The sequence below is a fragment of the Streptomyces sp. NPDC037288 genome (assembly GCF_055603265.1).
In genome coordinates this window covers 1-11683 of record NZ_JBVJVY010000087.1, presented here as the reverse complement: position 1 = coordinate 11683, position 11683 = coordinate 1, and the positions used below count along the sequence as shown (strand labels likewise).

The 11683-nt window shown below is 67.5% G+C and carries 12 protein-coding genes and 1 pseudogene; 5 read left to right on the top strand and 8 right to left on the bottom strand.

The genetic code is table 11. From position 1 onward, the window contains the following. Positions 1-99: 99 nt before the first annotated feature. Positions 100-717 carry an Lsr2 family DNA-binding protein gene (locus ACZ7GZ_RS40465; protein ID WP_471032471.1) on the top strand — a complete coding sequence of 206 codons (618 nt, stop codon included), beginning with the start codon at positions 100-102 and terminating at the stop codon, positions 715-717. Between the two features lie 321 nt (positions 718-1038). On the opposite strand, the gene ACZ7GZ_RS40460 is transcribed toward ACZ7GZ_RS40465, so the two are convergent. The 4 genes and pseudogenes from ACZ7GZ_RS40460 to ACZ7GZ_RS40445 all read right to left on the bottom strand — a co-directional run bounded on the left by ACZ7GZ_RS40460 (position 1039) and on the right by ACZ7GZ_RS40445 (position 5237). Beyond that, on the bottom strand, positions 1039-1479 hold the full coding sequence (locus ACZ7GZ_RS40460; RefSeq protein WP_471032462.1) for a hypothetical protein: 441 nt from the start codon (positions 1477-1479) through the stop codon (positions 1039-1041). Positions 1480-2727: 1248 nt separating this feature from the next. After that, positions 2728-3397, bottom strand: a pseudogene (locus tag ACZ7GZ_RS40455) (DUF2637 domain-containing protein); the annotation flags it as partial. A gap of 566 nt (positions 3398-3963) precedes the next feature. Then, positions 3964-4164 carry a DUF397 domain-containing protein gene (locus ACZ7GZ_RS40450; protein WP_471032459.1) on the bottom strand — a complete coding sequence of 67 codons (201 nt, stop codon included), beginning with the start codon at positions 4162-4164 and terminating at the stop codon, positions 3964-3966. Positions 4165-4196: 32 nt separating this feature from the next. Next, the gene (locus tag ACZ7GZ_RS40445) at positions 4197-5237 is read right to left on the bottom strand and encodes a helix-turn-helix domain-containing protein (protein WP_471032456.1); all 1041 of its coding nucleotides are present in this window, start codon (positions 5235-5237) and stop codon (positions 4197-4199) included. Between the two features lie 177 nt (positions 5238-5414). Between ACZ7GZ_RS40445 and ACZ7GZ_RS40440 the strand changes: the two genes are divergently transcribed. The 4 genes from ACZ7GZ_RS40440 to ACZ7GZ_RS40425 all read left to right on the top strand — a co-directional run bounded on the left by ACZ7GZ_RS40440 (position 5415) and on the right by ACZ7GZ_RS40425 (position 7686). Then, positions 5415-5594, top strand: a complete 180-nt coding sequence (locus ACZ7GZ_RS40440; protein ID WP_471032454.1) for a hypothetical protein — start codon at positions 5415-5417, stop codon at positions 5592-5594. A 2-nt stretch (positions 5595-5596) separates the two neighbouring features. Further along, positions 5597-6037, top strand: coding sequence for an ATP-binding protein (locus tag ACZ7GZ_RS40435; protein WP_471032468.1), 441 nt, complete (start codon positions 5597-5599; stop codon positions 6035-6037). 32 nt (positions 6038-6069) lie between these two features. Continuing rightward, entirely contained in the window at positions 6070-6576 is a 507-nt protein-coding gene (locus ACZ7GZ_RS40430) for a hypothetical protein (RefSeq protein ID WP_471032451.1), read from the top strand. 459 nt (positions 6577-7035) lie between these two features. Beyond that, entirely contained in the window at positions 7036-7686 is a 651-nt protein-coding gene (locus ACZ7GZ_RS40425; protein WP_471032465.1) for a GNAT family N-acetyltransferase, read from the top strand. A gap of 45 nt (positions 7687-7731) precedes the next feature. Here the strand turns inward: ACZ7GZ_RS40425 and ACZ7GZ_RS40420 are convergent, their stop codons facing one another. The 4 genes from ACZ7GZ_RS40420 to ACZ7GZ_RS40405 form a co-directional block, all read right to left on the bottom strand. After that, positions 7732-8886 (bottom strand): IS3 family transposase, encoded by a 1155-nt coding sequence (locus tag ACZ7GZ_RS40420; RefSeq protein ID WP_471032449.1) that lies wholly within the window; start codon positions 8884-8886, stop codon positions 7732-7734. 5 nt (positions 8887-8891) lie between these two features. Further along, positions 8892-9044 (bottom strand): hypothetical protein, encoded by a 153-nt coding sequence (locus ACZ7GZ_RS40415; protein WP_471032447.1) that lies wholly within the window; start codon positions 9042-9044, stop codon positions 8892-8894. A 114-nt stretch (positions 9045-9158) separates the two neighbouring features. Next, the gene (locus tag ACZ7GZ_RS40410; RefSeq protein ID WP_471032444.1) at positions 9159-9875 is read right to left on the bottom strand and encodes an IS6 family transposase; all 717 of its coding nucleotides are present in this window, start codon (positions 9873-9875) and stop codon (positions 9159-9161) included. 23 nt (positions 9876-9898) lie between these two features. Beyond that, on the bottom strand, positions 9899-10771 hold the full coding sequence (locus ACZ7GZ_RS40405) for a tetratricopeptide repeat protein (protein WP_471032442.1): 873 nt from the start codon (positions 10769-10771) through the stop codon (positions 9899-9901). Positions 10772-11683: the final 912 nt, after the last annotated feature.

Here is an 11683-nt window from a genome sequence, read left to right as displayed (position 1 = left end):
GGCCACTCGCTACGACAAGACCCGCGAGTCCTATCAGGCTGCCGTCACCATCGCTTCAATCCTGCTCTGGATCTGAACCTTTGAAGACGATCTCTAGCCCTGACCAACCGCGTCGAACACCTCCACCAGCTCGCCGAAGCCCTCCAACCGCACGGCGTCACCCCGCTGATCCTGCACGGCGGCATGCCGCCGGCCGAACGCGCCCGGGTCCGTTCCGCCCTGTCCCAGGAGCACGATGAGCCGCTGGTGCTGCTGGCGATCGACAAACTCGCCGGCGAAGGCTTCGACGCACCGCGTCTCGACACGCTCTTCCTGACCAGCCCCATCTCGTTCAAAGGCAGGGTCATCCAGCAGGTCGGCCGCATCATGCGCAACACCGAAGCTCGCAAATCCCACGTCGAGACCCACGACTACCTCGACGCCGACGTCCCTCTCCTGGAACGCATGCACCACAAACGCCGCCGCATCCTCGAACGCCGCGGATTCACAACCACTACGCCAGAGAACCTGCCCGCCACGCCGGCCCGCGCGCCTGTCCCCACCGCCCGGCGGCCCCGGTCCGTGGCCCCGGCGCCGAACGTGGCCGAGGTACGGGCCTGGGCCCGCGAACAGGGCATGGACGTACCACCACGCGGCAGACTCCGCGCAGAAATCTGGGACGCCTGGCACGCCACCCACCCGACCACGACCGGCCAGGACACCCGCCCCACCACATAGCCAGTGAACCCCGCCCGGCACACCAGCGATCACCAAGACGGTGGATACCTCACTCGCTGTCACCGACTCGACCGAGGAGGAGCCACCGACTGCTCGCCAACCACCAACACCCCCGCCGCTCACCACACCCGGAATCCCGCATATCCGCAAGCCCCAGTGCCAACGAAATCGCGGACCCTACAGCGGCACGCCCTGTAGTGGGCGAGTACGAGACGTCCTGTCGGTCATGGACCCGGGCCGGCCCGCCCCCTGCCCTGGCCTCATGGACGATGCGCTCCGCTGGTCCTGTGGTCCTGCAGGGTCGGCGGGCGGTATGGCGCGCTACCGGCTGGAGGCCACGGCGCGGGCTGCGTAGGCGAGCAGTTCGCTGATGGCCGCCTCATTCGAGGCGGGCGGCCGGGTCCGCCACTCTGTCAGTGCTTCCCACACGGTCTGTGTCACCGTGCGGGCGTGCTCGGCAAGGTCGTCGTCCAGTGCGGCCGCTTCCCCGTCCGGCGTGCGGCCCGTGACGACGACGGGTCCGTGCAGCGGGTACAGGGTCATGCCGCGCCAGGCGCTTGCGAGCGCCCATGCGGCGAGGTTCTGGCCGAGCCCGATCAGCTGGCCCTCGCCGTGCAGGTGCAGGAGGGCGCGGGGGTGGTACACCGCCTGGTCGACGGCTCCGGAGGTTTCAACGTGCTGACGGATCGCGGAGTGCGCATCCACTTCGGGGAGGACGAGTTCCGTGAGGGTGGTGTCCGGGGCGATGCGGAGTGCTCTCATGGCAATCCTCCTTCCGATTGCGCATCTTTCTGCGGCTGGTGGGGTTGGATGCGCAATGGGTGTGCGGCACGGTCTACGGCTGTGCGTCGGCGTGATAGCGGGTGAGGGCGTGCCAGCGCCGCTCGAAGTCGTCAGCCTGCTCGGTCACCTGGGCGGGGATGATCGGCTTGTTGTACTGGGCCGTGATGCCCCGGGTTGCGCAGTCCTGCGCAACGGCGTCCGCAGCAGGGTTCTCAGTGCGCACGCGGTGCTCAGCCCAGACGTTGTAGATGCGGAACCACAGAGGGTATCGGCGCAGCGTAGACGGGCTGACCGGTTTTCCTCCCCGACCGCGCATGCCCTTCTCAGCAAGGTAGGCAGATAGTTGCTCGGCGCCGGGTTCGTCACCGTGCCGGGCCTGGTACTCCATCCACGCGAGGTAGTAGTGGTCGACGACGGTGAGGCCACCCCCTTCAGCCGGATCGGGGGGTGCGGGCTGTGCGTCGATGGGAGCGTTGACGCTCGGCCCGCGCTGTTCCTTAGCTGCGTACGCACCCGCGCTGGCAGCCTCCTGCTGGCTCTCCGGTGCCGGGCCGGGCACGGTGCCCTGCTGCTCGCCGGGATCGGCGCCCGCCTCCTCCGCGGCGCCCGGGTCGGGTTCCGGTGCGCTGGTGCGGTATGCGCGTTCCTGGAATTCAGCGACGAAGCTCTCCAAGTCGGCCCCGGTGACCGGCTGTCCGTTGGCGCCCGTTATGCCGTCGCGCTGGTACACATACTGGGCGAGTGCGGCAGCGTCGGGGTACGCACCGTATTGCTGCGCGTACGTGCGCCAGGCGTTGTGGAAGTAGTCGCCCCACGACTCGTCGTCCACCCCTTGGATGTCTTCAGGGCCGGTCGCGGGTTCGGCCGGTGCTGCGGAGCGTTGCCTCAGAACCCGCAGCAGGGGCTCCAGTTGCTCGTCAGACAGTGGCCCGCCGGCTGCGGTGGCGATGCCGTACCGGTCTTGGAGCCACAGAGCGAACTGTGCACTCGTGGGCTCGACTCCGAAGGCAGCCATCCAGTCCTGATAGGCATCGGCGAGGTGTTGAACGTTCCCGTCATCTCCGAGATCGTGCGACTGCTCGGGGCGCGCGGCTGGCACGTGCTCCTCGATCTGGGCATCAGCACCATCCAGCTGCGCCAGTTCCTTCTCCTGGTCGACGGCAGCCTCAAGCTCGGGGCTCTGCCGCTGCGCCGGAAGGGGGGTCCGCTCGACGGTGAACTGGATCGGCGGCTCATCGATGCCCGCGGCGGCCAGCCCGGCCGGGGCCGTCTCGGCCAGAGGGACGCCGTAGCGGGCCAGCCGCAGCGGCATCAGCGACTCCACCGGGGCCTTGCGCCGCCAAGCTCGGCCGAAACGGGAGCGGAGGCTCGCCTGATAGACGAGGCGCTCCTGTTCGAGCTTGATGACCTGGTCGTAGGAGCGGAGCTCCCACAGCTTCATGCGGCGCCACAGGAGGAACGTGGGGATCGGCGACAGAAGCCAGCGGGTGAGGCGCACGCCCTCCATATGCTTGTCGGCAGTAATGTCCGCGATACGACCGATCGCGTGCCGGGCAGCTTCAACCGCCACCACGAACAGGACCGGAATCACGGCGTGCATCCCCACGCCGAGCGGGTCGGGCCAGGCGGCCGCGCCGTTGAAGGCGATGGTGGCGGCCGTCAGGAGCCAGGCCGTCTGGCGGAGCAAGGGGAAAGGGATACGGATCCAGGTCAGCAGGAGGTCCAAGGCCAGCAGGACGCAGATGCCGGCATCGATGCCGATCGGGAAGACGTAGGCGAAGGTCCCGAAGCCCTTCTTGATCGCCAGTTCCCGGACCGCCGTGTACGAACCCGCGAAACCTATGCCAGCGATGATCAAGGCACCGAACACGACCACACCGATGAGAACCCGATGCATTCGGGTCAGCTGGGGTGCCGAACTCTTCCCCGCAGCCACGTCCCACTCCCCTGGTTGAACCACACCTTTGAGCAGTTCTCACACTCCCACGAGCCGGGTGGGGTTGAGGCGGTTTGCGGGGTACTTGTTGCGGATCGTCAGCCAATAGTGATCACTTGAGCGCTTCGCCCTTGCCCGCTGCCGCTACTGCCGTTCTTTACGGCGTAAAGAGGAGACCCCCCGGCGCGGGGTGTCCGAGGGTCTCACTGTGGGGTCTTTACGACGTAAAGAGGTCATCGGAACAGCTTCATCTGCCGACAGATCTTCTTGTAGGCCTTGGCGGCTCGGCAGTTCGGACTGAAGAGCGTCACAGGCTGGCCTGCCGTGTAGGCCTCGGGGACTCCACGCAGATCACCCTCTCCCTCCTGACCTCAGATCAAGATCAGGTTCAGGCGAAGATCACTGAGCGGGTCACTTTTGATCCGCGGCGGATTCGAGCGACGGCGAGATACGGTGAAAGCAGCGCACGTGCGAAGCGGCCCCGCCTCACTTGGCTTGAGGCGGGGCCGCTGTGGTTGGGGTGTGGATCAGGCGGCGCCGTGATAGTTGCGTGCGGCGTCGCAGGCGAACTGCGAGAACGCCTCATGTGTGAAGAGCAGCGTTGGTCCCTTGGGGGTCTTGCTGTCCCTCACGGCGATCGATGCCCGGGTCCGGCGCAGGTCAGCAATCTCGACGCAGTTGCCCTCACCACCGCTGTATGACGACTTAGTCCATTCGGCTTCGGGCAAGTCGTCTGCGGTCAGGCGTGCCCTAGGTCCATTCATTGCGGGTTCCTCTTCTCCATCTTCTTGAGCAGTGCCAGGGAGTCATCCACTGACAGGGCCGAGCCGGCGATTCGGCCGAACGCGTCGTCGAAGAGCGTCACGTCGTCGTTGCCCTCGGCGTAGTTGGAGCCTTTCAGGTTCTCGACCTGAACCACGTCAGGCATGGGGTGTTGGAACCCGACGAGGCTGAATGACCCGGTTCCGCCGGGGTGCGGGGTGGCGTTGACCGGCATGATCTGGATGGTGACGTTGGGCGCCTCCGTCTTCTCGATCAGCCGTTGGATCTGCTCTCTCATGGTCTCCGGTCGGGTGGCGAACCGCTGATGCAGGGCGGTCTCACCGATGACCGCCCAAAGCTTCAGCGGCGGACGGTCTGGTCGTGTTGCCAGGACGGACTGTCGTGTGAGCCGGACTTCGACAAGTGCGTTGATCTCGCCCTGGGTTCGGGTGATGGCGTGCGCGGCGATGGTCTCGCGTGCGTAGGCGGCGGTTTGAAGTAGGCCGGGAACGAGGAGTGGTGACCACTCACGGACGCTTTCGGCGTCCGACTCAAGCGAGATGAGATCTGCGTACGAGGACGCCATGACCCCGCTGTATGTCTGCCACCAGCCCTGTTTGCCCGCGTCGCGGGCAAGCTCCTCAAGGGGACTGACGTCTTCCGTCGCGGTGATGCCGTAGATCTCCAGGAGACGGACCACGTCGGGCGGCCGGATGCGCCCCTTGGCTGTCTCGATGCGGGATAGTTTGCTGCGGTCCCATCCCATGGCCGCCGCGGCGTCCTCCAGTCCTACACCGGCCTGTGTTCGGTGTGCTCGCAGTGCGGTTCCGAGACGCCGTCGGCGGACGGTGGGGACCAGCGCAACAGTGGGCATCACCGTTCTCCTCTCAGGTATCTGATCGTCGGTCAGGGTGTAGCGGAGCCCTTCTTGGGTGTAGGCGCTGCCTATTCGGGTGTGGATGCGGCCCCCACGGGTGCAGTGTGCCTGGATCCGGGTGTGTGCGTCGATGGGGAACAGATTTTCTTCCGTGCGATTCAAAACCCCACGGTTGCAACTTCAGGGCTCACGGGTGCATTCTGCGAGTGCGGTGACGCACCGTTGTCAGACGATCATGAAATGACGATGCGTCACGCTCTTTCCGGTGTGCCTGCCGGCGTCCCCCGTCGCGGGCAGGCACACCTCCTAAAACCACTGTCCGCGAGCAGAGGCGCCGCGATGACCACACATGCCCTCCAGGAGCAGCCCGACAGCACCACCAAGAGCACGGTCCCGGCCGTCGTCCGCACGAGGCCGATAAGCCCGCAGGCCCGTGCCTTCGCCGCGCGGAACGGCGACTCGGCCAACTGGGACGCCGAACAGCTGCGGACGTACCTCGAACTCGGGGGTGCAGCGTGACGATGACCGCCGCACGACCGGCCGCGATCGGCCATCCCGGCTACAACGTCACCAAGGACGCCACCCCGGAAGTCGTGGAAGAGGTGCGGCGCCTCGCGCGTCAGGCGATGTGTGCATGGGGCCTGGGCGGTCAGGCGGAGACGGCGGCGTTGCTGATCTCCGAGCTCTTCACGAACGCCATCACCCACACCAGCAGTCGCAGTGTCCGCGTCATCGTCGCTCGGCCCGCGCCGAACTGGGTGCGGCTGGCAGTCGTCGACAAGGCACCTGGCCGCCTGCCCGAGTTGCGCCCCGTGGATGCCGAGACCGAGACCGGCCGAGGGCTGCGCCTGGTGGACGCCCTCGCTGACCGCTGGGGTTGCGACCTGCTTGGCTCCCATCCGACGCGGGGGCCGTGGGGCAAGAGCTGCTGGACTGAGCTGTTCGTGGGCGGCGACCGATGACCACCGGGCGGGCAGGCGGCGGGCAGCCGCGCTTGGCCAGTGCCCCTCACCCGACCCGCCGCCAGTCCCAGGACTGGATGGACCGGGAGCGCGACTTCGACGTCCAGATGTACCCCGACAAGGTCCATGTCGAGCCCGACCCGTACGCCCGGCTTGCCAAGGACCGTCGCGAAAATCTTGAGCGGATCGTTGCGGATCTGCGGGCCAGGAGCCGGGTGCCGCGGGTGTGCCTGTATGCGCTGGCTGTGGGTGGGCAGGAACCGGAGCGCTCGCTGGATGCGGCGCGTGTCTTCGCCGTGGGACAGGGCTGGCGGGCCGGCGAGTCCTTCACAGACCACCACCACGGCTGGACCACTTCCGTGGCCCGGCCCGGGTGGGGCCACGTGCGCAGGCAGATCCGGGCCGGGTACGCCGACGGCGTCGTGGTGCTCACGCACTCCGTCATCAGCCCTTGCCACGACGAGTACGCAGAGCAACTGGACTGGTTCGAGGAGCATTTCGCGTTCATTGCTCTGGCCGTGCCGGAAGGGCGCCGATGACCTTGACAACCACGGCCGCCGCTTCTGCCGCCTTCGCCTGTGAAAGACGCCGCGTCATGCCACGATCTTCTTCAACGGACGTCGGACCTGCGCAGAGAAGCGGCACCCAGCCACGGCAGGTCCGACCCTGTGCCCGGCGCCGGGAGAACTCGGCAGGCAACGTCGCTCTGGGAAGCCGACGTACCCCGGCGCCGGCCAACTTCCTGCGCTGGGTTGCCTCTGCACTGCGCAGGGTAACGCGTTGTCTCGCACAGCGGTCGACGCGCCGCCGATGGCCGGCACCCGCCATGCAGCGTCTCGCGGACGCCGAGGATCTGCGGTTCGCCGTCCTGTGCAACGAGCTCACCCGCGCTCGCGACAGCCGAAGCGACTTCTCCCACGCCGCAGCGGCGAACTCTCCTTCCGCGCAGTGCGGCCGCCGTGACCTGCTGCCCGGCCCTCAAGAGAGACGAGATCTTGGTGTACGAGATGCGCCCGGCCACCGACGACGACCGCCCGGTGGTCCACGAACTCCTGAGAGCGCGCGATGACTGGGCTCGCCGGCGCGGCCTGTTACCCACAGAGAGCATCGCCCTGCGTGTGCTGATCGGAAATACCGGCGACGACATGGCGCTGATGCTCCTCGCGGAGGACAACGACGTCGTGGGCTGCGTCGTCCTGCGCGCCACCACGCCGGAGTGGGCCTGGACCGCCAGTGAGCGCGCCGAGGCGTCCATGAGCCTGGCCATGATGCACACCCATCCCGACCAGCGCGGGGCCGGGCTGGCGCGCTTGATGACCCTGTGGGTGCTCGACTACGCCGCCCGGCGCACCGGCGCTGATCTGCGGTGGGTGCGCTGCTCGGTCCCGGAGAACCGGCTGGCGTGCTACTTCCGGGAGGAACTGGGCTGGCACCAGGTCCGCGTCACCCGTGACACCCAGGGACGGCGCTACGCCCAGATGCAAAAGCGTCCCCGCCGCCTACCTGGGCTCTCCGCCCTGATCCGCGGCGACGACCCGCCGCTCCTTCCGACGGGGGACCTGGCGATCACCACGGCCCCCGTCGCGCCCCGTCAGCCGCGCCGGAATCCCGGCAACGTCACCAGCGACCAAGGAGGCGGACGCTCATGACCTCACCGAAGCCGCCGCGGCGGACCCGGATCACGGAAGCGGTCATCACGATCGTGCTGGCCGGCCTCGTGGTCCTCGCCTTCGGCGTCGCGCTGGTCCACACGCTTCGCACTCACTGAGCCAGGAAGGGCAGCACGATGACCGTCGGCTCCACGGACCTTGCCGAATACCTCCCCGTACGCCGCGAGTGCACGCTCGATGACCTCGGGCTGCGCATCGCACGCGCCCCGCGCCCGGCAGGTGAGGCCATGCCGGCGTACGAGGGAGTGTCAATCCCCTCGCAGTGTGGAGACGATCTATGCAGTCAGTCCCTCTGCGAGGGTGGCCCGGTACTCGCGTTCGTAGTCGATCGGGCTGTTGAACCCGCATACGGCTATGTAGCCGCCTGGTGTTGTAGCAGTTGGTGATCCAGGTGGCGATCTTGATGCGGGCCTCGGTGCGGGTGCGGAAGGTGTGCCGGTGGACGTACTCGACCTTGAGGACGCTGTTGAACGCCTCGCTGACGGCGTTGTCGAAGCAAGATCCGACTCTGCCCATCGACTGCACGATGCCCAGCTTGCGGCAGGCCTGCTTGAATTTCCGGGAGCAGTATTCGCTGCCCCTGTCGGTGTGCATGATCACGCCGCGGACGCCGCCGCCCCGGGTGGCCGCGGCCATGTTGAGTGAGGCGACCACCAGCTCGGCATCGTGCCGGGCGCCCATCGCGTAGCCGAGCAGCCGACGGGAGAACAGATCGATCACCGTTGCCAGGTAGAGCTTGCCCTCGCCGGTGTCGATCTCGGTCATGTCGCCTGCCCAGAGGAGGTCCGGTTCCTCGGCGGTGAAGTCCCGGCGGACGAAGTCCGGGGCGGCCGGCCGCCTGCCCGGCCTGGTCAGCGCCCGGCGGCGCTTGACCTTCCGGCCCACCAGCCCGAGCTCGGCCATCAGCTTCGCGACGGTGTTCACCGACACCCGCCAGCCCCGGCGCACCAGCTCGATGAACACCTTCGGCGAGCCGTAAGTGCCCCCGGAGCAGCGGAAGATCTCCTCGATCTCCTCCACCAGGTGCTGCCGGCGCATCTCCCGCTCGGTCGGCGGCCGGTCGCGCCACTTGTAGTACCACGACTCCGACACCCCCAGAGCCCGGCAGGCGACGCGATGCGGTATGCCCTCCTCGGCCTTGCAGCTGCTGATCACCCCGACCGCCACGGCCGGGTCCACCTCAGCTACTTCACCCACAAGGCCACGAATCGCTTGCACACATCACGCTCCATCTCCAGCTCGCGGATGCGCTTGTCCTTCTCCCTGGCCTCGGCCCGCAGCCGCTCCAGCTCGGCCCGCTCGCTCTCTCGCAGCCGGCCACCAGACGGCTCGGCCACCGGCCGGTCTGACGACGGCCACCCGTTGCGCCGGGCCCGCGACACCCAGCTGTGCAGCGTCCCGGGACGGATGGAATCGGCTTCCCGGTCTCCGTCACGATCCGTACCGTCCCCTCACGGAACTCGGCGTCGTAGATCCGCTTCCTGGATGCCACGACCCCCAACTATCCCTCCGGTCACGGTCTCCACAATAGGAGGGGAGGTGCAGGTGTCGGTGGGACGGAAGTGCGGTGAGATCCGGGAGAAGGAGGCGAGGAATCTCTGGGCGGTGACGACGTGGCGGAAGCCCTTCATGCGCCGCTCGCGCTCTCGGGTGGGGATGTGGGAGTATTCTGCCCGGTTGTTGAGGTATTTCGAGCTGCGGTGCTCGACCGACGGCAGCACCTGGCGGTGGGCGGCGCCGTAGGAGCGAAGCCCGTCCGTCACGATCACCCGGGGCACGGTTTCGGTGCTCTTGAGGAGCCGGCGGAAGAACCTCTTGGCGGCCTTCGTATCGCGCTTGTCGGTCACGAGGATGTCCAGCACGTTCCCGTCCTGGTCGACCGCGCGCCATAAGTAACGCAGCCGGCCGTTGGCCTTGACGAAGACCTCGTCCAGGTGCCACCGGTCCCCCGGGCGGGGCTGCCGACGGCGCAGCCTGGCGGCGTATGCGGGGCCGAACCGCTCGCACCACAGCCGGATCGCCTCGTACGACACCTGGATGCCGCGCTCGAAGAGGAGCTCCTCCACATCACGGAACGACAGAGGCAAACGGTGGTACGGCCAGACCGCATGCGCGATCACCTCCGGCGGGAACCGGAAGCCCTTATACGACGGTGCAGCGCTGTCCACCAGCAGGCCCCTCCCACGACGATCTACACCAAGATCATCGCACCCCGCCCCTCAACTTGATAACACCTGGCTCGGGCGAGCACGTCACTGACGGCGGGGTGGCGTTGGAAGGGCCGCAGGCTTCGGTACGCGGTGTGTAGGCATCGAAGGGCTCGGGTGGAGTGCAGGGTGGGGAAGGCGTCCATGAAGGAGTTCCAGTGCAGGAGGGCTTGTTCCAGGTGACCGAGCCGCAGGTGGCTTTCGGCGAGGCGGGCTTGGGTGAGGGCGGTGCGGAGCTTGTCGGTGGGGTCGCGCATGCGCAGGGATGAGGTCAGTGCGGCTAGCGCGGTGGTGTGGTCCCCAAGGGCGGCCAGGGTTTGTGCGCGCTGGTAGTGCAGGGCGCTTGCTGGGTAACTGCTGAAGGGTCCGGGGGGAGCAGCCGCTTTTGCGTGGAGATCTTCTGCGTGGGCGAGGGCGGTCACTGCGGCGTGGCGGTCATGGTGGGCGGTCATGGCGGCTAGGTGTATGTGGGTGTAGGCGCGGACTGTGGGGCTGGCGTGGCGGGCGTGCTGGTCGGCGTGTTCGATCAGGTGCAGGACGGCCGGGGTGTGGTTGCCCAGGTCGTGGGCGTGGGTGGCCATGGTGCGCAGGGCGATGGCGAGGGTTGCGTGGTCGCCGGCGTCGGCGGCGAGGCGGGCTGCGAGCTGGTGGTAGTACTGGGCGGCGGTGTCGTGGCCGCTGTCGGCGCACATTGTTCCCATCAGCAAGGTGAGCTGGGCGGTGGCGGTCAGCAGTTCGTGGTGGGTGTGTTCACGGGCGGGCGTGTTCAGCAGGGGCAGGACGTCATGGATGAGGTAGGCGGCCAGGGCCGCGTGGACGTGCTGTCCGCCGTACTCGTCGGCCGTCGCCCAGAACATCCCTGCCATTGCGCGGAGGTGGTCGACTTCCCGCTGCCCTGCGTGGGGCAGATCTGGTCGTGGGTCCCCAGGCCGGGAAGGTGGGCTGGGGAGCGTGGCCAGCTGGGGCAAGGAAAGGCTGGTGAGCGTTACGACGCTCGTGTCGAGCAGGAGGTGGCGGTGGGAATTGAGCTCGGCATGGGTGAGATGGGTGAGTTTGCGCACGGGATCGGCCTCCCAAGAGGGATCCACAACAACGGCCGGAGTTGAGGTCAGCCCGGCCTCTTGCGCCGTGACTCGTCTACCCAGCTGGCGGGAGAGGCACTGCAGTATCAGCGTGGGGTATGGGTTCCGGGGGCGAGTGCCAGCGAGCCAGCGCCGCACCGTAGTGTCATGGCAGGTCAGATCAAGTCCATGCTCTCCAGCGATCTTGCACAGGCAGCGGGCCAGTTGGACCGGGCTCCATCCCGCGGCCTCAATCAGTTGCCTCAAATGGGCGTTGGGAAGACGAGGCATGGGGTCAGTACCCTTTCTGGGCTCGTCACGTTGCTTATGTGGTAGGTGCGTTGAGGTATGCCGGTGGTGTCGGTGGTGTCTGGTTCAGGCCCCCGTGGCAATGAGTGTCGTTCCGGTGACCTGGTGCAGATGCTGAAGCGGTTGGTCATCTCGGTGCGGTAGGCGGTGGCGGTCATCAGGTGAGCGGAGGGGGTGGAAGTGGGGTGAGATCCGGGAGAATGCGGACAGGAATCTCTGGGTCGTGCTCGGTGGGAGCCGCCATGGCGTTCGAGAGAGCCAATGACATGCCGGATCAGGCCCCGGAGCGTCCTGAGTTCAGCCAACGGGGCCTTCACCGGTGCGGGCTCGGACGAGACTGGCTTCCATTCGTGCGACGGATGCGTCACCGTGCGGGGCGCGGAGACGATGGGCGTGCCA